The 21,533-nt window shown below is 46.0% G+C and carries 21 protein-coding genes; 13 read left to right on the top strand and 8 right to left on the bottom strand.

The features are described 5' to 3' along the window. Window positions 1–522 precede the first annotated feature (522 nt). The 4 genes from F3I09_RS07025 (at window position 523) to F3I09_RS07010 (ending at window position 4,030) form a co-directional block, all read left to right on the top strand. A complete protein-coding gene (locus F3I09_RS07025; protein ID WP_149694331.1) occupies window positions 523–1,662 on the top strand; it encodes a cystathionine gamma-synthase in 1,140 nt (379 codons plus the stop codon). Between the two features lie 249 nt (window positions 1,663–1,911). Next, complete coding sequence (locus F3I09_RS07020) at window positions 1,912–2,685, top strand: TIGR02757 family protein (RefSeq protein ID WP_149694330.1); 774 nt, start codon at window positions 1,912–1,914, stop codon at window positions 2,683–2,685. A 13-nt stretch (window positions 2,686–2,698) separates the two neighbouring features. Beyond that, window positions 2,699–3,658, top strand: a complete 960-nt coding sequence (locus F3I09_RS07015) for a DUF6263 family protein (RefSeq protein ID WP_149694329.1) — start codon at window positions 2,699–2,701, stop codon at window positions 3,656–3,658. Between the two features lie 45 nt (window positions 3,659–3,703). Beyond that, window positions 3,704–4,030 (top strand): hypothetical protein, encoded by a 327-nt coding sequence (locus tag F3I09_RS07010; RefSeq protein WP_149694328.1) that lies wholly within the window; start codon window positions 3,704–3,706, stop codon window positions 4,028–4,030. A gap of 9 nt (window positions 4,031–4,039) precedes the next feature. Here F3I09_RS07010 and F3I09_RS07005 read toward each other — a convergent pair whose 3' ends face one another. Further along, on the bottom strand, window positions 4,040–4,702 hold the full coding sequence (locus F3I09_RS07005; RefSeq protein ID WP_149694327.1) for a sterol desaturase family protein: 663 nt from the start codon (window positions 4,700–4,702) through the stop codon (window positions 4,040–4,042). Between the two features lie 504 nt (window positions 4,703–5,206). On the opposite strand from F3I09_RS07005, the gene F3I09_RS07000 reads away from it, so the two are divergent. Together F3I09_RS07000 and F3I09_RS06995 are read left to right on the top strand one after the other, a co-directional pair. Further along, window positions 5,207–6,214, top strand: coding sequence for a fumarylacetoacetate hydrolase family protein (locus F3I09_RS07000; protein WP_149694326.1), 1,008 nt, complete (start codon window positions 5,207–5,209; stop codon window positions 6,212–6,214). Between the two features lie 9 nt (window positions 6,215–6,223). Further along, window positions 6,224–7,108, top strand: coding sequence for a flavin reductase family protein (locus F3I09_RS06995; protein ID WP_149694325.1), 885 nt, complete (start codon window positions 6,224–6,226; stop codon window positions 7,106–7,108). 75 nt (window positions 7,109–7,183) lie between these two features. Here the strand turns inward: F3I09_RS06995 and F3I09_RS06990 are convergent, their stop codons facing one another. Both F3I09_RS06990 and F3I09_RS06985 read right to left on the bottom strand, forming a co-directional pair. Further along, on the bottom strand, window positions 7,184–7,915 hold the full coding sequence (locus tag F3I09_RS06990) for a DUF4197 domain-containing protein (protein WP_149694324.1): 732 nt from the start codon (window positions 7,913–7,915) through the stop codon (window positions 7,184–7,186). A gap of 118 nt (window positions 7,916–8,033) precedes the next feature. Beyond that, window positions 8,034–8,867 carry a universal stress protein gene (locus F3I09_RS06985; protein ID WP_188133713.1) on the bottom strand — a complete coding sequence of 278 codons (834 nt, stop codon included), beginning with the start codon at window positions 8,865–8,867 and terminating at the stop codon, window positions 8,034–8,036. Between the two features lie 135 nt (window positions 8,868–9,002). On the opposite strand from F3I09_RS06985, the gene lysS reads away from it, so the two are divergent. The 3 genes from lysS (at window position 9,003) to F3I09_RS06970 (ending at window position 13,396) form a co-directional block, all read left to right on the top strand. Next, window positions 9,003–10,517: a lysine--tRNA ligase gene (gene lysS / locus F3I09_RS06980; RefSeq protein WP_149694322.1), complete on the top strand. Its 1,515-nt coding sequence runs from the start codon at window positions 9,003–9,005 to the stop codon at window positions 10,515–10,517. A gap of 297 nt (window positions 10,518–10,814) precedes the next feature. Beyond that, the gene (locus F3I09_RS06975) at window positions 10,815–11,165 is read left to right on the top strand and encodes a DoxX family protein (protein ID WP_149694321.1); all 351 of its coding nucleotides are present in this window, start codon (window positions 10,815–10,817) and stop codon (window positions 11,163–11,165) included. Window positions 11,166–11,263: 98 nt separating this feature from the next. After that, complete coding sequence (locus F3I09_RS06970) at window positions 11,264–13,396, top strand: S9 family peptidase (RefSeq protein ID WP_149694320.1); 2,133 nt, start codon at window positions 11,264–11,266, stop codon at window positions 13,394–13,396. 1,321 nt (window positions 13,397–14,717) lie between these two features. On the opposite strand, the gene F3I09_RS06965 is transcribed toward F3I09_RS06970, so the two are convergent. The 3 genes from F3I09_RS06965 to F3I09_RS06955 all read right to left on the bottom strand — a co-directional run bounded on the left by F3I09_RS06965 (window position 14,718) and on the right by F3I09_RS06955 (window position 16,704). Then, complete coding sequence (locus F3I09_RS06965; protein ID WP_149694319.1) at window positions 14,718–15,056, bottom strand: tRNA-binding protein; 339 nt, start codon at window positions 15,054–15,056, stop codon at window positions 14,718–14,720. Between the two features lie 367 nt (window positions 15,057–15,423). Next, a complete protein-coding gene (lptC, locus tag F3I09_RS06960) occupies window positions 15,424–15,978 on the bottom strand; it encodes an LPS export ABC transporter periplasmic protein LptC (RefSeq protein ID WP_149694318.1) in 555 nt (184 codons plus the stop codon). A gap of 90 nt (window positions 15,979–16,068) precedes the next feature. Beyond that, a complete protein-coding gene (locus F3I09_RS06955) occupies window positions 16,069–16,704 on the bottom strand; it encodes an LON peptidase substrate-binding domain-containing protein (protein WP_149694317.1) in 636 nt (211 codons plus the stop codon). A gap of 127 nt (window positions 16,705–16,831) precedes the next feature. Here F3I09_RS06955 and F3I09_RS06950 point away from each other — a divergent pair, with 127 nt between their 5' ends. Both F3I09_RS06950 and F3I09_RS06945 read left to right on the top strand, forming a co-directional pair. Beyond that, window positions 16,832–17,884, top strand: a complete 1,053-nt coding sequence (locus F3I09_RS06950) for a glycosyltransferase family 1 protein (RefSeq protein ID WP_188133712.1) — start codon at window positions 16,832–16,834, stop codon at window positions 17,882–17,884. An 11-nt stretch (window positions 17,885–17,895) separates the two neighbouring features. Next, window positions 17,896–18,942 (top strand): glycosyltransferase family 1 protein, encoded by a 1,047-nt coding sequence (locus tag F3I09_RS06945; protein ID WP_149694315.1) that lies wholly within the window; start codon window positions 17,896–17,898, stop codon window positions 18,940–18,942. A gap of 58 nt (window positions 18,943–19,000) precedes the next feature. Here the strand turns inward: F3I09_RS06945 and F3I09_RS06940 are convergent, their stop codons facing one another. Beyond that, the gene (locus F3I09_RS06940) at window positions 19,001–19,873 is read right to left on the bottom strand and encodes a glycosyltransferase family 2 protein (RefSeq protein WP_149694314.1); all 873 of its coding nucleotides are present in this window, start codon (window positions 19,871–19,873) and stop codon (window positions 19,001–19,003) included. A gap of 60 nt (window positions 19,874–19,933) precedes the next feature. Between F3I09_RS06940 and meaB the strand changes: the two genes are divergently transcribed. Continuing rightward, window positions 19,934–20,833, top strand: coding sequence for a methylmalonyl Co-A mutase-associated GTPase MeaB (gene meaB, locus F3I09_RS06935; protein ID WP_149694313.1), 900 nt, complete (start codon window positions 19,934–19,936; stop codon window positions 20,831–20,833). A gap of 76 nt (window positions 20,834–20,909) precedes the next feature. On the opposite strand, the gene F3I09_RS06930 is transcribed toward meaB, so the two are convergent. After that, a complete protein-coding gene (locus tag F3I09_RS06930; protein WP_149694312.1) occupies window positions 20,910–21,128 on the bottom strand; it encodes a hypothetical protein in 219 nt (72 codons plus the stop codon). 84 nt (window positions 21,129–21,212) lie between these two features. Between F3I09_RS06930 and F3I09_RS06925 the strand changes: the two genes are divergently transcribed. Continuing rightward, window positions 21,213–21,533: a multidrug efflux SMR transporter gene (locus tag F3I09_RS06925; protein ID WP_149694311.1), complete on the top strand. Its 321-nt coding sequence runs from the start codon at window positions 21,213–21,215 to the stop codon at window positions 21,531–21,533.

The following is a 21,533-nucleotide window of genomic DNA, read 5'->3' as shown; positions in this document are numbered from 1 at the left end:
CTACATGTGAATAAGAGATCGTCTTAACCCAACTGCAACAGAAGAAGTTTACACAACAATAGCGTAAAAGATAAAAAGCGAAAAGGGAATAGCAAGCTATTCCCTTTTCGCTTTTTAATTAAGTAAGAAAAAGGCGGTAAGATTACCGCCCACGAATTTTAACCATATCCTATGAAAAACCTTTTCAAATGTAATTCGAATTACTGCGCGGAAACTACGGTTTCGGCTGAGTGAACAAATTTTGTTCGTGAATGTTGCATTTTCTTCCGTAAAGGGACTTTTGAAAGCCAATTCGGACAAAAACCAAGCCTGTAGGGCGTATTTATACTTCAGGCTGGTGTTGCGTAGAACTACTTATTGGGCTTTTTTATTATCTGATGAGCTATCTTATTGGATGTCTTAAAGATAGCACTCACAGCACAAGCTATACGCCCCTTTTACCCTCCATTCTCCGCAATGCCGGAATTAGTACCTTTGGAACTTTCAGACTAACAGATCATCTAATAACAAAATATTTCAGGCATGAAGCTGGGAACTAAACTCATACACGCAGGCGTAAGCCCCGATCCGTCAACCGGGGCCATAATGACCCCTATCTTTCAGACATCCACTTATGTACAAAGCGCCCCCGGCCAGCATAAAGGCTATGAGTACGCCCGTACACAAAACCCCACCCGCGATGCATTGCAGGATGCCCTGGCTGCTATCGAGAACGGTAAATATGGTATCTCCTTCAGTAGCGGTCTGGCCGCAACCGATGCCGTGCTAAAGCTGCTTAACCCGGGCGATGAAGTCATTGCCTCCAACGACCTTTATGGTGGCACCTACCGCATTTTCACCAAAGTATTCGAACGGTATGGTATTAAGTTCCATTTTATCGGTATGCAGGAAGCTGAAAATATCCGCAGGTATATCAACGCCAATACAAAGCTGATCTGGATAGAAACTCCTACCAACCCCCTGCTGAACATCATTGATGTTGCCGCCAGTGCCAGGATTGCACAGGAACATAATATCCTGCTTTGCGTGGATAATACCTTTGCATCCCCTTATTTGCAGAATCCCCTGGACCTGGGCGCACATATTGTTGTACACAGCGCAACCAAATACCTGGGCGGTCACAGTGATGTGGTGCATGGAGCCATCATCGTAAAAGATGAAGCCCTTGCCAAACAGCTCTACTTCATACAGAACAGCTGCGGCGCAGTACCTGGCCCGCAGGACTGCTTCCTGGTATTACGCGGACTGAAAACCCTGCACGTGCGTATGCAGCGGCATTGTGAGAACGGCGCTGCGATTGCCAACTTCCTCCGTCAGCATCCTAAAGTAGGTAAAGTGTATTGGTGTGGCTTTGAAGATCATCCTAACCACAACATTGCCAAACAGCAGATGAGAGGTTTCGGTGGCATGATCTCCTTCACCCTTAAAGACGATAGCCAGGAGGCAGCTTTTAAAGTACTGAGCGGTACCCATTTGTTCTCACTGGCCGAATCACTGGGCGGTGTGGAATCGCTGATAGGGCACCCTGCCAGTATGACCCATGCCTCCATCCCAAGAGAAGATCGTATCGCCAATGGCCTGGTAGATTCCCTCATCCGCCTCAGCGTAGGTATCGAGGATGCAGAAGACCTCATTGCCGACCTCCAGAAAGCTATCGGGTAACCATATTACACACTCCGGAAAATCCGGAAGGTTTGAGGATGTAAACTATAACATCCTCAAACCTGTATAACCTGGGTTGCAGATCCGGTGCATTCAGCTTGGGAATACTCACAATACTCATTATCAGTTGTCTATAGGAGATAAACGGTTATCTATATAAATTCCTGTAGTGTGAACATCTTTCCTTATTTTTCGGACTGCCGGCGTATTGCACTCCGGAGTCATCAGCACTAAACCGAGCATACCATTATGAAATTCCAGCAACTGAAGACTTTTTTAGACGCGAAAGCGGTACACTATGATACCCCGGAATTTATCCCCGGCGATCCTATATGTATCCCGCACAGGTTTAGGAAACTTCAGGACATTGAAATTTCCGGTTTGTTCGCCGCCATCCTTGCCTGGGGAAACCGTACTACCATCATCAATAAGTGCACGGAGCTGATGAAACTGATGGATGACGCGCCCTACGACTTCATCCTCAATCACAAACCAAGAGAGCGGATGAACTTACTCCAGTTCTGCCACCGGACATTTAACGGGGTAGACCTGATGTATTTTGTGGAATTCCTGCAGGGATATTATACAGATATTACTTCCCTTGAATTTGCCTTCAGCGGGCATATCACCCCGGAAGATGAAACCATCGAAAACGCCCTCCGTGGCTTTCATCACATGTTCTTCCTGCCCGAGCACCCGGAACGGACCCGGAAACATATTTCAACGCCCGCGAGAAATTCCGCCTGTAAAAGATTGAATATGTACCTTCGCTGGATGGTCAGGAAAGATGAAAATGGCGTGGATTTTGGAGTATGGCAACACATTCAGCCATCTCAGCTGGTATGCCCGATGGACGTACATGTGGGAAGAGTGGCCACCAGACTGGGATTGATCCCTGCCGCAAAATCAGATTGGAAAACAGCGCTTGAACTTACCAGGCAACTCAGGCAACTGGACCCCCTGGATCCTGCCAAATATGATTTTGCCCTTTTCGGCCTGGGCGTAATAGAAAAGTATGTATAATAAATATAGCGTAATGATGAAGCGATTTTTGGTGTCAATGGCGATGGGAGCAGTACTGGCTCTGCCTGCAAAAGCCCAGTCAGATGAAAAAAGAGATTATGTAGATCTTGGCTACAGCTTTCTGAAAGGACAACAGTTTGAATTGAAACAGGAGAGCCGCAGTGAAACATATACTACCGTTGAGGATATAATGCAACGCGTAACCCGCGACTTTAACAATACTATCAGCATTGATGTTGACGACGTCAATCCAGGCCATGCCTACCTGACCTTCCGGTACAAAGAACTCAAATTCAATTTCAACGCGCGTAACCAGAACATTCTCGTTGACGCCAATGTACCGAATGATAAAGAACCTTTCCAGGCTGCCCTGAAAAGCATACTGGACCATCCTTTCACCGTAGACATTACCTCTACCGGTTTTATTAACAAGATCACCGGGCTGGATGAGTTACTTGATAAAGCATCCGCTACCTTCTCCAATCTGAAGGATGATGAACAGGAAGCCTATAAGAAGCTCATGAAAGACCAGTTCGGGACCAATGCCTTCCGCTCCTGGCTGGAACAGCTCCTGGTAATATACCCGGTACGTAGCATTAAAACAGGCACCCGCTGGGAAGAAAATGTACCCATCCGCACAGGCCTGGTAGGTAGTATTGACCTTTACTGGAACCTGCAGACCTGGGATGCCCAGACAGCCAAGATCAATGGTACCGGCAAGATCTCTACCAATAAAGTAGAAACCTTTACCATTGATGATGGTATACAAGCTACCGCAGAGATCAGCGGAGACATCATGACCAACTATCTGATAGACCGTAATACCGGCTTACCCAGCATCTGTGCACAGAATACAGAAATGAACGGTACTTACACCTATAAGGCAAATAAAGCCAAACGGATCAAGAAAGATATCAAGGTGCCGGTGAAAGTAGTAACCAACGCCTCTTACAAGATCAAACAAATGAAATAACATACAAAAGGTCCCGCCAGAAACGGGACCTTTCTATTTTTGTATATGATACAATTACTTCCGGAAACTAGCTTGCAGCTATCAGCAGATGCCGCCTTGCAGACTGCCCCTGGCGTTACTTATGATCAACTGGAAGCACTACTGGCGGAAAAACTGGAATTCCTGATCAGTACAGACTTTCAGCAATTTGTACTGCTGCTATATAAAGTGGATGTCTCAGAGTTGAAGATCCGCATGATACTGGAATCAGACCTTACTCCAGGGGTATATAGAAAGATAGCCGCATTGCTGATAGAAAGGCAACAGGAAAAGATTATTGCCCGTAAAACTTATAGTCAGCCTCCACCTGATGATGGTGAAGAAAAGTGGTAAACAGGATTATTACTTGTTGAACATCAGGTCCCTTACTTTCTCCTTGTCTTCCTTCTCCTTTTCCAGGTCAAAGCCTGTCCCGAAAATGTGGTCCCATATGCTGGAGCTCACTCCGAATCCTTTCTCTTCTCCTTTGTAATGGTGCAGATGGTGGTTACGCCACAATGGTTTCAGGAATCTGGCAGGAGGGTTCCAGGCATGAATGGCATAGTGCATACTTCCATAGATCAGGTAACCCAATATAAAACCAGGGAAAAACATAAAAGTGTACTCTCTCAGGAAAAAGTATTGTGCGCCAAAAATAGTGGAAGCAAGGATCAGGCTGGGCAAAGGGGGCATGAATAGTCTTTGTTTGTCACGGGGGTATTCATGGTGATTACCATGCATAACATAGATGATCCTTTTTATTCTGGGATTTTCGCTGCTGAAATGAAACAGGTAGCGGTGCATGATGTATTCAAACAATGTCCAGAAAAACATAGCTCCCAGGAAAACTGTTACTACGCGGCCAATACTAAAATCCAATGTGGTATTGCTGTAATATAACATGTAACTGATAATAGGCACATACATGGCCCATATTACAAGGGGGTGTGTTTTGGTGAGCATCTCTAAATACCTGCTTTCAAATAATCGCGCCTGTCCCTTGTTCTTAATCTTATCAAACTTCATAACTCCTTTATTTAATGCAAATAAGTGCTTAAACGAATGATACGTCGTTCCTTAATCCATAGTCTTAGCCGAAAAAGCTATCCGCGAATATTATGCCGATCTTATACGCTACGAGGGTATGTTAATATAAATTTTATGTACTGCATGGGGCCGGGTTATTGTCGCCACATCAGGAACTTATTGAATTCCAAAAGGTGATCAACGACACAGTTGAAAAATTCTCCATCAAGTGTTATTACACTTCCTTCTTATATATGCCGAAGCAATAATTGAGATTACGATATAATCTATGAAATAGTACTTCAGCTTTAGCGTAGTAAAAATATTTGCTGTAAAAACCGTTTGCTGTGTAATGATATCTTATTTATTGAATTTAAGAAATTATCTGCACCCTTTTATATTTCAACAGACTTTTTTGCAGCAGGGCTGTATCATGATGCATTTACTTACAGCGATCTCATTTTACCTATATTTACAGATCATACAACCAGAACCAACAACATTATGAAACTTGTTACTTATCTCCGGGATGAGGTTGACCAGCTGGCCATACTCATAGGCGATCAACTGTATAACACCCAGGACCTGGATCCTCAATTGCCCGGCAACATGCAGCATTTCCTGCTCATGTGGGAAGAAGTCATAGGCATTGCCCGTGAAGCGGAAGCACAGCTAAAAGCAGGTAAAACTGTTGGTGGCGCCACCCCGGTGCCCTACCAGTCAGTAGATATACTTGCTCCCGTGCCATTCCCTACTTCCTGCCGCGATGGTTACGCTTTCCGTCAACATGTAGCGGCTGCACGCCGTAACCGCCGAATAGAAATGATCCCTGAATTTGATCAGTACCCCATCTTCTATTTTACTAATCACAATGCCATACAGGGCCCCGGCGAGATCTACTGCATGCCGGACCATTTCGATAAACTGGACTTTGAACTGGAAGCCGCCATCGTGATCTGTAAACCCGGCCGTAATATACCGGCTGCCGAAGCAGATGACTACATTGCTGGTTTCATGATCATGAATGACATGAGCGCACGTACGCTCCAGATGGAAGAAATGAAACTCAACCTTGGTCCTGCCAAAGGAAAGGATTTCAGTACCGTAATAGGTCCCATGCTGGTTACGCCGGATGAACTGGAACACCTGCTCATTCCTCCCAGGCCAGGCCATACCGGTAAGAACTACAACCTGAGAATGACCTGCCGCGTCAATGGAGTGCAGGTAAGTGACGGCAACATGGGAGACATGGACTGGACCTTCGCCGAGATCATCGAACGTTGTGCATACGGCGCCAATGTCCTTCCGGGAGATGTCATAGGCAGCGGCACCGTAGGGACCGGCTGCTTCCTGGAACTGAATGGCACCGGCAAACTCAATGATCCGAACTACCAGGAACAATGGCTGAAACCCGGCGACGTGGTGGAAATGACAATAGACGGATTGGGTACACTGACAAACACGATTGTGGAAGAAGATTCTACTTTCTCCATTCTGCAATTGAAAAAATAAACACATTACATGCAGATCATTCCAGGGCAGATCAAGACACCACAACTGCATAACTATTTACAGGGCGCTATCGCTCCCAGGCCTATTTGTTTTGCCAGTACCCTCGACAAGGATGGACGCCCGAACCTGTCTCCCTTCAGCTTTTTTAACCTGTTCGGCAGCAACCCTGCTACGCTCATATTTTCACCCTCCCGCAGGGTACGCGACAATACCACCAAGCATACCCTGGAGAATGTCCTTGAAACCAGGGAAGTGGTGATCAACGTGGTCACCTATGCAATGGTACAGCAAGCCTCCCTTGCCAGCTGCGAATATCCCAAAGGGGTTAACGAATTTGAGAAGGCGGGCTTCACACCGCAGCCTTCCGAAAAAGTGAAACCTTTCCGCGTAAAGGAAAGCCCGGTACAGTTTGAGTGTATTGTAAGAGAAATACTGCCGCAGGGGCAGGAAGGGGGCGCCGGCAACCTGGTGATCTGCGAACCGGTGCTGATCCACATCAACGATGCCATCTTAAATGAAAATGGCGCCATCGATCCCCACAAGATAGACCTGGTAGCCAGGATGGGAGGGGATTACTACTGCAGAGCATCCGGCGCAGCCGTATTCGAAGTGGCCAAACCACTTACTGAACTGGGCATAGGAATAGATGCATTGCCGCCGGCCATCCGGCAAAGCAGCATCCTGACGGGTAATAACCTCGGGCAGTTAGCCAATGTACAGCAACAGCCTACTGTAGATCCCGCTTTTGACGATGATCATCTGAAGAATATCATCCAGTACTACAGCATCACACCCGATGAGATGGAGAAAGAACTGCACCGTCATGCACAACACCTGCTGGAGCAGGGGCGTGTACAGGACGCCTGGCAGGTATTACTGGCAGGGACTATATAAAGATGTAACAATAAAAAACGCCTCGTATCGCAAGACACGAGGCGTTTTACTATCTATCTCTGAATGATTGCGTAATTATTTACTGAACACTTTCTTTAAGAGGTCAGTAGTTCTTGCAGTAGGATTAGCACGGATATTTGCTTCTTCCTTGGCAATCTGGTCAAACAGCGCATTCACTGCCATACCGGTTACATAGTCCTGCAGATCAGGATTTACCTTATTGAAGGTAGTAGGCAGCTTGTTGTATGTAGTCACAATGTCTCCGTAATATTTGGTAGCGCTGGTGCTGTCCAGGGAACCTTTTACAACAGGAGAGAATGCAGCTTTCAGCTTGTCAGTGGTTTTACCTTTAAAGTATTCGGTTGCAGCGTTGTTACCGCCGGAAATCAGTTTCAGCGCATCAGTAATGCTCATTTCCTTGATCGCATCTACGAAGATAGGAGCAGCAGATCCAACTGCTGATTCAGCAGCACGGTTGATAGACAGGATCGCTTTATCCACCTGGCTGCCCAAACCCACAGAGCGGAGGGTATTACCGATCTTCACCGCATCAGGGGGTAATAAGAGTTTATATATTTCACTTCCGAAAAAGCCATCTTTTTTGTTCAGGGAAGCAATACCGTTAGCCACACCTTTTGACAGGGCTTCTTTAATAGCACTACCTGCTTCTGATTGGGTAACATTGGAACCGGATGTTTTAGATACAGCAGAACTGGCAGCATCTCCCAATTTCTTCAGTAACTGGGCCTGGGATGCCGGCAACAAGGCTACACTGGATAATAACAATAGACATAGTTTCTTGTACATAGACTGATGTTGTGGTTTAATATGCAAAATAGTAACAATATTTAAGATCCGTAGATATAAAGTTAGAACAAAAAGAACCCCGGAAGTTTAATGTAGGGACAAGTGGCAATATGACCGGTTATTCGTGGATAGCCAGCAAAGGAATATGTGTATGGAATGCCAGCTGAGCGGTACGGCTCCGTTTAAAGATCCCTTCGAACAATCCGTGCTTACGGGGAATGGTCAGGATCAGATCCGCATTTTCCCTGTCTGCAAACTCCATAATACCATGTACCACATTGCTGTCGTCTACAAAATGGTACTTTGGATGGTACCCTTCCAGCAAACTATCCAGCAGCAGACTGGCTTGCGGCGTATCCTTACCGAGCCCCTTACCTTCCTTGTCGATATTCAGCACATGCAGCTCTGCCCCGAAGACGTCCAGCAGGTGTTTCAGCGGATAAACAGGCGTATGGGTGCCCACTTTCCTGAAGTCGCAGGCAAAAACGATCTTCCTGACAGGCTTAAAGGTGGCCATGGAAGGCACTACCAGCACGGGACAGGTAGTATGTTTCACTACATCTATTGTATTGGAACCGATCAGGATCTCTTCCAGCTGGCTGCCGCCGGTGGTTCCCATGACGATCAGGTCTGCATTTTCCTCCTTGCTGAGGCTATCGATGTTAGCCGCCAGGAGGGCATTGTCCGCCCGGTAGTCCAGCACTGTCCCTTCCGGCAGTTCGGCCAGGAGGTCCTGTTTCATATGTTCCAGGCCTTCCAGGCTGGCAGCCTTTAGCTCATTGGGATCTACCATGGGAAGGGAAGTAGGAACGTCCGGAATAGGCACTATCAGCTCATATGCATGATAGAGCACGATGCGGGTAGTGCCCATCTGCTGCGCCAGGCCCAGTGCATAACGGGCGGCATTGTAAGCAGTGGCGGAGAAATCTGTAGGTACAATAATGGTTTTCATCCTTTGTTGTTTTAGAAGCTGATGAATCCCGACAGGGGGCTTATGTGTAATGAAAATTTGGTGCCAATTCCACGTTTCGTTCATTTCCCCCTTAAATCGATTATTTTTGCACTCCATTATTGTAATCAGTACTACATGACACCATTATCTGAGCAAGAGATCATACGCAGGGAGAAACTGCAGGAACTGGAGAAACTGGGCATCAACCCTTATCCGGCGGAAGAATATCCGGTAAATAATACGGCTGCCAACATTAAGGCCCTGTATACGGAAGAAACCAAGGACCAGTTCCAGGACGTATGTCTGGCTGGCCGTATCATGAGTGTACGCGATATGGGAAAGGCCGCCTTCGTGGTGATCCAGGACCATACTACACGTATCCAGTTATATGTCCGTCGTGACGATATCAGCAACGGTGAAGACAAAACCATGTTCGATACCGTTTTCAAGAAACTCCTCGACCTGGGTGATATCATAGGTGTGAAAGGTTTCGCCTTTATTACAAAAACCGGGGAATTATCTATACATGTGAATAAACTGGACGTCCTGGCAAAATCCATCCGTCCATTGCCGGTGGTACGTGAAAAAGAAGGAGAGACCTTTGATGCTGTCACTGATCCTGAATTCAAATACCGTCAGCGTTATGTAGATCTGATCGTAAACCCGCAGGTAAAGGATGTGTTTATCAAACGCACCCTCATCCTGAAGACGATCCGCGACTTCTACAATGAAATGGGCTACCTGGAGGTGGAAACGCCTATTCTGCAGCCTATTCCCGGTGGTGCAGCGGCCCGTCCGTTCACTACCCACCACAATGCGCTGGACATTCCGCTGTACCTGCGTATTGCCAATGAACTGTATCTCAAACGCCTCATCGTAGGTGGTTTTGAAGGTGTATACGAATTTGCGAAAGACTTCCGTAATGAGGGTATGGACCGTACCCACAACCCGGAATTCACCGTAATGGAAATGTACGCCGCCTATAAAGACTATGAGTGGATGATGCGCACCACAGAAACCCTGCTGGAAAAGATCGCTATCGCCCTCCACGGTACTACCGAAGTACAGGTGGGAGAGAAAATCATCAACTTCAAAGCGCCTTTCCGCAGGATCAGCATGTACGATGCTATCCTCGAACATACCGGCGTCGACGTGTCTAACATGGACGAAGAACAGCTGCGCACTATCTGCAACCAGCTGGGCATCCATGTAAAACCAAGCATGGGTAAGGGTAAACTGATAGATGAGATCTTCGGTGAGAAATGTGAAGGCCACTACGTGCAGCCGACCTTTATCATCGATTATCCGGTGGAAATGAGCCCGCTTACCAAAAAACACCGCAGCAAACCAGGACTGGTAGAACGTTTTGAACTCATGGTGAACGGCAAGGAACTGGCCAACGCCTATAGTGAGCTGAATGACCCGATCGACCAGCGTGCACGCTTTGAAGAGCAGGTACAACTGATGGAACGTGGTGATGACGAAGCCATGTACATTGACTACGACTTCCTCCGCGCCCTGGAATATGGTATGCCGCCTACCTCCGGTATCGGTATCGGAATTGACCGTCTTACCATGATTATGACTAATCAGCCTTCCATCCAGGATGTGCTGTTCTTCCCGCAGATGAAGCCGGAGAAGATGGCATAGTCTTTTTTCCCTTCGGGGAAGATCTGAGCCGGATTATCCAGGTTCGCAATAATATTTAAACGGGTGTATCATAATTGTGATACGCCCGTTTTGCATTTCCGGGGTTGTATCATTTCGGGGTTGCACCATTTCGTTTCCCGGGGTTGCACCCCGGGCTACAAACACACGGCACCTGACGGAGCCGATCGTCGCGAATCATTCCGTTATATAAGCACCTAATAAATAATCATTTGTCCACGAATTCGGTGACAATCCCCCAACCATTTCCTCATACGTTTGTTAAAAAACCAAAACCGCATGAAAACTATCGTTCCTACCAGGGTCGCCATCATCATTTACGCCATTGTCATAGGCATTTTTGGACTCACCCACCTCGTACACGCAAAAATTATGGCAGCTGTTGTTCCCATTCCCGGCGGCATTATCTGGGTGTACATTACCGGCATTGGGCTGATACTGGCAGCGATTGCCTTCATTATTAACAAAGCGGTAAAACTGGCGGGATACCTGCTGGCGCTTTTCCTGCTTATAGTCATAGTATTGGTGCACATTCCCCACGCCACTGAAGACCTCCCATCGCTCACCATGCTCCTGAAAGATGTGGCCCTGATGGCTGCGGCCATTATGATAGCCAATACCGGAAAATAGGGTCTTTGCTCCGCCCATCCGTAATTTCAGGCTGATCATTTCTTTATTTAATTATTTTAGCTCTTTTTACAAGGAAATTTTACAACAAGAGCTAAAACATGCATACAACACGTTACGGGTCAGCCTGTTTTATAGCGCTGAGTGTTCTCAGTCTCAGCCTGCAGGCCCAGGACAAAAAAGACCTGTCATTCCGCCAGATCTTCAGAGGAGAAGCCACCGGCCTTTATCAACCACTACCAGCCATCAGAGGATGGGCTGACGACTCACACTACATCGAATACCGCACTACGGGCGGCGCATCCAAAGCCTGGAGAGTAGATGCAGCCACCGGCAAGGCAGCACCTTATGCTACGCCTCCGGAAGGAGCCACTGTCCAGGTACGTGATCATGACATCATCTACACTTCGCCCGGGGGTGCCGAAATACAGCTCACCAGCGATACCGCCCAGGAAAGGAATCCAACCCTTTCCCCCGACGGAAAATATGTCGCCTTTACCCGCGCCAATGACCTCTATAGCATTGAGATCGCTACCAAAAAGGAAATCCGCTACACCACAGACGGTTCAGACGTAGTCTATAATGGTTGGGCCTCCTGGGTATATTACGAGGAGATCCTGGGACGTGCCTCCAAATACCGCGCTTTCTGGTGGAGCCCGGACAGCCGTTACCTGGCATACATGCATTTCAATGACTCCAAAGTGCCTGTATTCCCTATCTATAGCGAAAAAGGACAGCACGGCTACCTGGAAAACACCCACTACCCCAAAGCAGGTGACACCAATCCAGCCGTGAAAATAGGTACCGTACCTGTAACAGGTGGTAAGACCTTATGGGCCGACTTCAATGAAAAAGACGACCAGTACTTCGGCGCACCGTTCTTCACTCCCGAAGGACGCCTGTGGGTACAATGGATGAACCGCGGACAGGATAACCTGAAGATCTACGAGATCAATCCCGATAACGGTCAAAAGAAAGAGATCTATAGCGAAAAGCAATCCACCTGGATTGACTGGTATGACAATATTCCTTTCCTCCCAGGAGGCAAAGGTTTCATCCTGAGAAGCGATAAAACCGGCTGGGCGCATCTTTACTGGCACAACATGGACGGTTCCCTGAACAAGCAGCTAACTTCCGGCAACTGGACAGTAAAAGAAATCTCTGCCATCGATAATAAACAAGGCATCATCTACTTCACCGCCCGTAAGGAGGCTTCTCCCCGCACGGACCTCTACCAGGTGAACCTGAAAACAGGCGCTATCACCCGCCTCACTTTCGGAGACTACTTCCACGCTGTGGATGTAAGTCCTAACGGCAGTTATTTCGTTACCACTTATTCCAATCTGTCCACTCCGCCCAAAATGGCGCTGCTGAACAATAAAGGCAAAGTAGTACGCGAACTGGGCGATGCCAAAGGCGAACAATTCAGCCAGTATAACCTCGCCGAAACCAAACTGCAATACTACAAGACCCGTGATGGTCTGGAACTCCCAATGACCATTACCATGCCTTTACACCTGCAGCCAGGCAAGAAATATCCCGTCCTGATCAGCATTTATGGCGGTCCTAATGCCGGTACGGTATATGACAACTGGAAAATGCCGCTTAGCACTCAATGGTGGGCTGAACAGGGTGTTATCCAGATAGCGATCGACAACCGCAGTTCGGGCCAGCTGGGTAAAATGGGGATGAACTACATTCACCGTCAGCTGGGTAAGCATGAAATCGAGGACTATATGGATGCCGCCAAATGGTTAAGGGCGCAGCCATGGACGGATACCACCAAGGTCTGCATCACAGGAGGCAGTTTCGGAGGTTACATGACCTGTATGGCGTTAACCTATGGCGCGGATGTCTTCACGCATGGTATGGCTAACTACGCCGTAACTGACTGGCAGCTATATGACAGCCATTATACCGAGCGTTATATGGATACTCCCCAGGAGAATCCTGAAGGGTACCATATCACTTCTCCGATCACGTATGCAGAGCGCTATAAAGGCCTTATCCGTATCGTGCATGGTACTATGGATGACAATGTGCATATGCAGAACAGCATTCAGCTGGTAGATAAGCTGGAGAATCTCGGAAAGCATTTTGAGTTCATGGTATATCCCGGAGAAAGGCATGGCTGGCGTGCCAGTGTCAAGAACAGACACAGCGATAATGAAATGTACCGCTTCATTTATAGCTATCTGCTGGAGCGTCCTTTTCCAAAGGAGTTTGAACAGTAATCTCTATTTTTTGATATTTCGGGGCCGGTTAGCTTTCTGCTGACCGGCTTTTTGTTTCTGTTTAATGATGACATCCCGCTATACTTCTCTTCTGCATGGTCACTATACAAACGGAACAAATGATACTGGCAACAGCCCTGGTAAAACGGACACACAATAACCCAATCAGCAGCCAGGAAAGGGTGCAGGTGGGAACCCCTGGCCTAAGTTATTTGAAGCATGCTGATACGCCCCAATAGGGGTTAAATAGGGATCCCAATGCCCAATACGACCTTCAATAGCTCAATATTAAGACTGCTTCAAAAAACTCAGCCAGGGATCCCACCTGCGAGCCTTTCCGGTAAGCACAACCACCAACCCAACCAATACGCTTTTGATATGGACGCCAGGCAATCCAGGCAGGACAATTAACATCTTGCCCCGGCGCCTTAAACCAGCAGGATAAATGAGGCTGGTAACCTCCCTGTTAAAGGACAAACAATAACTAATCGGCTTCAGGTAGGAAAGCGCTGCCATTCCAGACAAGCTGAAAAGCCAAAAACAGCTAAAAAAGGCGGGAAAGAAAGCTAAAGAGACCGTTACATCCGTGAACGTATAGATTTCCCGGGTTAACGTATTAGACGATACCAGCGAAATAACCCTTTATTTCCAGTGAACGTATCAATTTCCCTGGTAAACGAGAAAAGGAAAGGTATACTATGAGCCTCGTCAATAGTTCATACGTAAAGTGCTAATTCAGTATTTACAAAGAGGGAAACCGCAGCTGGGGAAGGATTGTAGGGAAGAGATGGGAATTTCAGGAAAAAGAAACGGGGCTGCAAGACTACAGCCCCGAAAAATTTTAACCATATCTTTATTGAAAAACCTGTACCAAAGGTGCGCGTATTTTGTATACGCTCAAAGGCTATTCTAGTGAATGCTATATTTTAGTTGGGGAACGTATCGAAACAGAAGGTGAACGTATAAGGATAAGTAGGGGAAAATATACCCATTCCCCGGGGCTTTCTTGATAAGTATAATTGAAGATCAATCACTTGAGGTAAAAAGGGGCTATAAACTAGTAACTTGCTCTAAAATAGAAGGGCGGTAAGAATACCGCCCTTGTAATAATTTTAACCATATCCTATGAAAAACCTGAGCCAAAGATATAGCAGGCTTCCATGTGTTGACGCCCTATTTCCGTGAACGTTATAAAATAGTTCGTAAAACAGCATGTTTGGATAGGTCAGCTATCATATACTAAATATTATCATATTAAATTAAAAATCAATTGTTTAATTTCCTTATTCAATAGTGAATATACTATCAACACGTTAGCATTTTAGCCTATTTTAAGCCCATTTGCAACAGTTTTATCCGGCTGGAGCAGAACGATCTCCTTGTCACTTCCAACGACTCCCAATACCAGACACTCCGAGAAAAAATTGGCTATCTGTTTTACCGGGAAATTCACGACCGCCACCACCTGTTTACCGATTAACTCCTCCCGCTGATATAACTTCGTGATCTGGGCAGAAGATCGCTTAACGCCTAACTCCGGCCCGAAATCAATGGTCAGCTGATAAGCAGGATTCTTTGCCCTGGGGAAATCAGCTGCCTCCATGATTGTACCAACCCTGATCTCTATTTTCTCAAAATCTGCCCAGTTAATTGTCTCCATATCAGCAATCTATAAGCGGAAAATAATAAAAAAATAGTAGTAATCAAACTAATACAATAATTTTTTAACCCGTATTCCTCCTATAACCTTTATAATACATTCCCTTGATAACTATCATTAAACCAGGGCTTAATAAATTCTCCTGGTTTTAAGGGCGGATACACCCGCAATAAACGGTGCCTTATCAGATAATCTTTAACGCTTATATCAAGAAAAAAGCTGCTATCTGCACATACTTAATGGCATGGTTCTTGCGTTTTTATAGAGACAAAATTTTAGGTTAAAAATAGGTTAAAGCGAAACGGCCCGACATTGCAGATGCGATGTCGGGCCGTTCTCGTTGCAGCCGGATTAACCGGTAATATCGTTAGTTCATCATAGTGCTGTCCTGTATAGTGAACGGACCGCTCGGATGCAGAACGGTATAATCACTGAAATCCTGGTTAGACTCCAATCCGGTACCATAAAGCGTGTCAGTAACCGTGCTGATACGTACCGGCTTGTTGGACAGGAACTTCTGTAGTTTAGAATCCCAGTTCAACTCCTCACAATCCAGTCTTTCCCCCTTTTTGTTGATCACCACCACATGGTCCCTCAGGAAGATGTTGGCATCATTCTCAAAATACTTTCCATATCTGGCGGTGAGGGTGCTTTCCACATTAAGGCTGTCATTATAGAACAGCACTTTGAGTCCCTTACTAAACTCAACATATACGGGAGGTTTCAGGTGCCTGAGCATCAGTGGCGCCGTTAGTTTCGCTTTTACACGTCCCGTCTGGCTGTACATGGATTCTATATCTTTTCCCTCTTCAACGGCTGTTTGACTCTTATCGAGGTTCATAATGGCATTTATATCGTTTTCGCAGGATACCATCGCCAGAAGAGAAAAAACAAACGCTACACGCGCTATAATTCTGTTCATATTAGTGATTGATAGAGGCCCTAATGGGCATTTCGGCCCCAAATGTAGACAATCCCCGGCAAACCAGGAACCCGGAAAGGCTGGGACCCTTTAGATATCGCCGGCAGTCAGATTTCGGAAATGTCCGTTCAGCTTCACCCGGTCCTTTAGCCGTTCCATCTCCGCCATTAGAGGGATGACTTTCAGGAGGTGACGTTTCAGGTATTCGAGGCGTTGCAGTTCCTGGAAGAGGTGAAGCATCTCATACTCCTCATGCAGGGACAGCCCGGCATGATGGGCAATATCATAAGCGAGCAGCTCTTCGTCAGCTTTTTTAAATGTCTTGCTTATCTGCAGAATGTGATGCAGCTCTCTCAAGGCCTGCAATACCTGGGTATGCAGCCGGTTATTACTGTTAAAATGATTTTCAGGGTAAGAAACGATCGCCCCGGTGAACATTTTGTCCGGAATACTCCTGATTATTTCCAGTATCCTGAATACCTTGATGCCACGGGTTACGACATCCATTTCTCCATTATCATATGTTTTTTCTATCCTTACGATCTCCACCAATGTACCGTACTCCACTACTTTTTTATCGATCACTGCAGGAATACCAAACGGTTTATTTTCAGCAATACAGTCTCTGATAAGCTGTTTATATCTCGGCTCAAAAATATGCAGGTTCAATTGCTCGTCCGGGTATACTACAACGCCAAGGGGAAATATTGGAATAAAATTCGTCATATAGCCTAAATTATAGAATTAGTCGTTACCAATGAAATATATAAGGATGTTCTCTATATTTGCCGATACGCTGAAAAGAACCTGGCAGGGCGATACAAGCCCTCAGCTTCAAATCTAAATGTTATCCATGCGGCAAATATTGTTTGATTGCGAGAAAATGAAACATGCCAATACCGGACTCTTTGAGTACTGTAAACAGTTCGGTAATGCGCTGCTTCGCAACAAAGCAGAAGATGAGAAAGTAGTGTTTTATGTGCCAGCCAACCGAAAAGGATTTTTTGGTCCGCAGGAACAGTATATTATCAACAGGAAACTGCATCGCTGGCTAATGCCCTCTTTTCCGCAGTTGAATATATGGCATACCTCCTTCCAGTCATCCCATTTCCGCCCGTCCAATAAGAACACCAGGCATGTGCTGACTATACACGATCTCAACGTTATTCACCAGCAGTCTATCTCTCCTGCGAAGAGAGACTCCGTATTGAAAAAGATACAACGGAATATAGACCGTGCAGATCATATCGTCACCATCTCCCGGTTCGTTCTCGAAGATGTAAAACAACACCTTGATCTGCGCAACAAACCTGCCAATGTAATATATAACGGCGGTACGCTGGAAACCTTTCCGGACTTCGATAATCCCGTATACCGGCCTCAACGTCCTTTCATATTCGCCATCGGCAGTGTAGATACCAAAAAGAATTTTGCCGTGCTGCCGCCGCTGCTGCAGCATAACGACTATGAACTGGTCATTGCCGGTCCCGTTTTTGACGAAGCATATAAAGAGAAAATACTGGCCACCGCCAGACAATACCACGTAGAAGACCGTGTGAAAGTGTTAGGGATCATTTCTAACCAGGAAAGATATTGGTATTATCATCGCTGCATGGCATTTGGTTTTCCCTCACTCGCAGAAGGATTCGGTCTGCCGGTGGTAGAAGCCCTGAGTGAAGGCAAACCGTGTTTTCTTTCTGATAAGACAAGTTTGCCGGAAGTAGGCGGAACACTTTGTTACTATTTCCGCGACTTCTCTGCCGATCATATGCAGCAGGTCTTTAATGAAGGCATGCAGCATTTCAATAACACACGGCCGATCAGTGCAATGAAGGAACGGGCCGCTTCGCTGACTATCGATCATACAGCAAAACATTATTTACAGATCTACCGTGGTCTATACTAACATATTTCATTATGCATCGTATCGGTTTAGACTTCGAGAAGTTAAAATATCCTCATAACGGTCTGTACACCTTCTGTATACAGCTGGGGCAACGCCTGCTGGAATTGAAGGCAGACGACGAACAACTGAGCTATTATCTGCCCGCAGGCTTCAATAACTTTAAAGGCGATTTCAAAAAGATCCCTTACAAATGGTATCACCGCTATGCCTTTAATCCATCTGAAATGGATATATGGCACGCTGTGCATCAGACAGGTAATGTATGGCCAAGAAAAAAAGCCAGGAAGACCATTCTCACTATTCATGACCTTAACTTTCTTTTTGAACCCAATAAAAGCAAGGCAGAAAAAAGCAGGTCACTGGAAGCAATCCAACGACAGACAGATGAAACAGACCGTATCGTAGCGATCTCTCAGTTTACGCTGAATACCATACAGGAATATATCAAGGTGCCTAAAAGCAAATGCAGTATTATTTACCAGGGCTCTGAAATAAAAGAATTTCCAGGCTTTGATGCACCACAATACAGACCCGCTGTTCCATTCCTGTTCGCCATCGGTATGATCCTGCCGAAAAAGAATTTCCATGTATTACCAAGGCTGCTGGAGCATAATGATTATGAATTGCTGATAGCGGGAAAAACACAGGGAGATTATTTTAAGAAGATAGAAGAGGAGGCTGCAAAATATGGGGTAAGCTCACGGGTTAAATTACTCGGCAGTATTACTGATGAAGAAAAATACTGGTACTATAAAAATAGTACAGCCTTTATGTTTCCCTCTGTAGCAGAAGGTTTCGGAGCGCCTGTTGTGGAAGCGATGCATTTTGGCAAACCTGTTTTCCTCTCAGACAAAACCAGTTTACCTGAAATAGGAGGAGATGCTGCCTATTATTTTAAACAGTTCGATAAAGAATATATGCAACAGGTGTTAGAGCAGGGATTGACACATTATGCAGCAAACAATCCAGCCAGCGCCATACAGCAACATGCCAAAAAATTCAGTTGGGATACTAACGCGAGAGCGTATATGAAATTATACAGAAGCCTGTATGAATAATATGCTGCCGGGAATCAGGAAATGGCATCATATCATCTGCCAATTACTGATTCCTGGTTTAAATAACTTTATAATTCCTGTAGTCGAATAAACGTTTACCTGTCCTCTTCTCTATCCAATACAGGATACTGTCTTTAAAAGAGAATTTCTTCCGGCTGATATCATGTGAGAACTGCCAGTTTTTCCTTTTGATCCGCTCTTTCATCACTTCCGGATGTGTGCCTTTAAAAGGCGCCAGTGAATCAACCTCCCCGTAATCAAATTCAGCGATAGGTACGCGATTACTAACCTGTTCTTCATTAGCGCCGTGGTATAGCTGAAAAGAGTTGTTCAGTTTTTGGGCCTGCGTCTCCGGATCTTTTACCCATCCGTAATGATACATGCTTGCATTCACACGCTTTACATGTAGTTTTTCTCCTTCCTTTCTAAACCCCTGTGCATCGCGGTAGGAGGAGATACGCTTATCGTTACGGATCACTCTGATCTCATGCTGATACCAGGTACGTGAATCGCCGATATAATCATAGCTGCCAAAGAAGTGTTTGTACTTAAACAACAATCCTTCTACCCGTTTGTCATCCAGATATTCCTGCATGGCTGCGCGAATAGCGGGATAATCCTGTTCATGCACCACTTCATCTGCCTGTATATAGAACGCCCAATCAGCATCAGGGCTTACGTGTGCAAATGCTTTATCTGTCTCTACTGCAAGAATACGCCCCCCTTCTTTCAGGGAATCATCCCATACGGAATGTGTAATCTTTATTTTAGGAGAGCCGATAGATTGAATCAGTTCCAGGGTACCATCGTCACAATTACCCACGCTGACAATCACTTCATCGCACAAAGGCAGGATAGAGCTGATAGCTGCAATCACCGGATAATCATACTTTACCGCATTTCGAACAAAAGTGAACCCCGATACTTTCATATGAGAGATATAATGTTTGCGAAGATATATAATCAATAATGAATTACGTAATTTAGATGCATGCATCAGCCCCTCTTATCTTCATTACTGAACCAGGAAGTCAAGGCCCTTGCAAGAAGTATTTCACTTGTTGAAAACGAGGCTACCGGCTACCAGCAATTACTTGAAGCACTTCCGGCAAACAGTAATACCAGGGTAATAGGTATTACCGGCCCTCCGGGAGCGGGGAAAAGCACACTCGTGAATGCCCTGATTACGTTCCTCCTGGGTCAGGACAAACGGATTGCGATCATTGCCATTGATCCCTCTTCGCCATTCAACTATGGCGCCTTACTGGGCGATCGTATCCGCATGGGGCAACACTTTAACAACCAGCAGGTATTTATCCGCTCTATGGCCAGCAGGGGAGCATTGGGAGGTCTTAGCCCCAAGATCATAGAAGTAAGTGACCTGATAAAGGCAGCCGGTTTCGATTATCTGTTTATCGAGACAGTAGGTGTGGGACAGAGTGAAGTGGAAATTGCCGGTATTGCCGACACAACAGTTGTAGTTGTAGTACCTGAAGCAGGAGATGAGATACAAACCATGAAGGCCGGACTTATGGAAATTGCCGACATCTTCGTGGTCAATAAAGCAGACCGGGCTAATGCAGATGAATTTGTGAAGAATCTCAGATTGCTGGCACATAGCCGGCATAAGGCAAACTGGGAGATCCCTGTACTGAAAACCATCGCTACAAAAGAAGAAGGATTGGCTGCACTGGTAAAGGCAATTACCAGTCATCAGCAACAGGTGCAGGGCAACCATCAGCATCATGCCTTATTGCTGGCTGAAAAGGCCTATCAGTTATTACAACACCGGCGTATGAAAGATGTTAACCGCCGTGCACTGCAGCAACAGATACTTCAGCAAATGACTGCCGGTGCATTCAACCTCTACCGGTTTGTGAATAGTTACTAGCCCGCAGATTATGTATCTTTGCACACGTGTTAAGGTTCCCTACATATCGTATCTCCATCGCTTATGCCGTATTTCATTACGCGGCCGGCAATGACGAGTCCCGGATAACGGACGCCGTCATGCTGTAACGTACTGCACCAGCTACCATTCGCTGGAATGACAGGCAATATCTTACAACACCATCATTGATAAAATAATACGTAAACGCATATCCCATTTGCACGGTTTCTGCTGAAGCATTATGGACGGAATTACTATTTACGGGGAATACGCTTTGGAGTTTGAACCGTGACATAAAGACCGGCATAAATCCATCTCAGGAAAACAATCTTTCAATGGGATATCTGCAATTTTAAATCTCTTTTAAAACTCATTCATCATGGCCTGGATATTCCTGATTATCGGTGGATTATTTGAAATCGGCTTTACCATCTCATTGAAATATTCCGAGAACTTTACACGGCTCTGGCCGAGTATCAGTTTCTTTGCCTGTATCTCGCTCAGCTTTCTGTTCCTGAACAAGGCAATTACCAGTGGACTTCCCATCGGCACTTCCTACGCTGTCTGGACCGGCATTGGCGCTGCCGGTACCGCTATTGCGGGGATGTTACTGTTCAAAGAACCGGCGGCTTTCTGGCGGCTGTTTTTCCTTTTTATGCTGATAGCCTCCATCGTAGGATTAAAAGTAGTTGCTGAGTAA

It is taken from the genome of Chitinophaga sp. CF418, from assembly GCF_900142925.1.
Classification (GTDB): Bacteria; Bacteroidota; Bacteroidia; order Chitinophagales; family Chitinophagaceae; genus Chitinophaga.
The sequence above is the reverse complement of the archived record's forward strand: the minus strand, read 5'-3'. Positions and strand labels throughout refer to the sequence as shown.

Coding starts and splice junctions, on each gene's coding strand:
- F3I09_RS06965 (WP_149694319.1), bottom strand. CDS start 15,056: ATGGAGACAATTAACTGGGCAGATTTTGAGAAAATAGAGATCAGGGTT.
- F3I09_RS07025 (WP_149694331.1), top strand. CDS start 523: ATGAAGCTGGGAACTAAACTCATACACGCAGGCGTAAGCCCCGATCCG.
- F3I09_RS06975 (WP_149694321.1), top strand. CDS start 10,815: ATGAAAACTATCGTTCCTACCAGGGTCGCCATCATCATTTACGCCATT.
- F3I09_RS06970 (WP_149694320.1), top strand. CDS start 11,264: ATGCATACAACACGTTACGGGTCAGCCTGTTTTATAGCGCTGAGTGTT.
- F3I09_RS07005 (WP_149694327.1), bottom strand. CDS start 4,702: ATGAAGTTTGATAAGATTAAGAACAAGGGACAGGCGCGATTATTTGAA.
- F3I09_RS06990 (WP_149694324.1), bottom strand. CDS start 7,915: ATGTACAAGAAACTATGTCTATTGTTATTATCCAGTGTAGCCTTGTTG.
- F3I09_RS06950 (WP_188133712.1), top strand. CDS start 16,832: ATGCGGCAAATATTGTTTGATTGCGAGAAAATGAAACATGCCAATACC.
- F3I09_RS07010 (WP_149694328.1), top strand. CDS start 3,704: ATGATACAATTACTTCCGGAAACTAGCTTGCAGCTATCAGCAGATGCC.
- F3I09_RS07020 (WP_149694330.1), top strand. CDS start 1,912: ATGAAATTCCAGCAACTGAAGACTTTTTTAGACGCGAAAGCGGTACAC.
- F3I09_RS06930 (WP_149694312.1), bottom strand. CDS start 21,128: ATGTCACGGTTCAAACTCCAAAGCGTATTCCCCGTAAATAGTAATTCC.
- F3I09_RS07000 (WP_149694326.1), top strand. CDS start 5,207: ATGAAACTTGTTACTTATCTCCGGGATGAGGTTGACCAGCTGGCCATA.
- F3I09_RS06945 (WP_149694315.1), top strand. CDS start 17,896: ATGCATCGTATCGGTTTAGACTTCGAGAAGTTAAAATATCCTCATAAC.
- F3I09_RS06985 (WP_188133713.1), bottom strand. CDS start 8,867: ATGAAAACCATTATTGTACCTACAGATTTCTCCGCCACTGCTTACAAT.
- F3I09_RS06940 (WP_149694314.1), bottom strand. CDS start 19,873: ATGAAAGTATCGGGGTTCACTTTTGTTCGAAATGCGGTAAAGTATGAT.
- lysS (WP_149694322.1), top strand. CDS start 9,003: ATGACACCATTATCTGAGCAAGAGATCATACGCAGGGAGAAACTGCAG.
- lptC (WP_149694318.1), bottom strand. CDS start 15,978: ATGAACAGAATTATAGCGCGTGTAGCGTTTGTTTTTTCTCTTCTGGCG.
- F3I09_RS06925 (WP_149694311.1), top strand. CDS start 21,213: ATGGCCTGGATATTCCTGATTATCGGTGGATTATTTGAAATCGGCTTT.
- F3I09_RS07015 (WP_149694329.1), top strand. CDS start 2,699: ATGATGAAGCGATTTTTGGTGTCAATGGCGATGGGAGCAGTACTGGCT.
- F3I09_RS06955 (WP_149694317.1), bottom strand. CDS start 16,704: ATGACGAATTTTATTCCAATATTTCCCCTTGGCGTTGTAGTATACCCG.
- meaB (WP_149694313.1), top strand. CDS start 19,934: ATGCATCAGCCCCTCTTATCTTCATTACTGAACCAGGAAGTCAAGGCC.
- F3I09_RS06995 (WP_149694325.1), top strand. CDS start 6,224: ATGCAGATCATTCCAGGGCAGATCAAGACACCACAACTGCATAACTAT.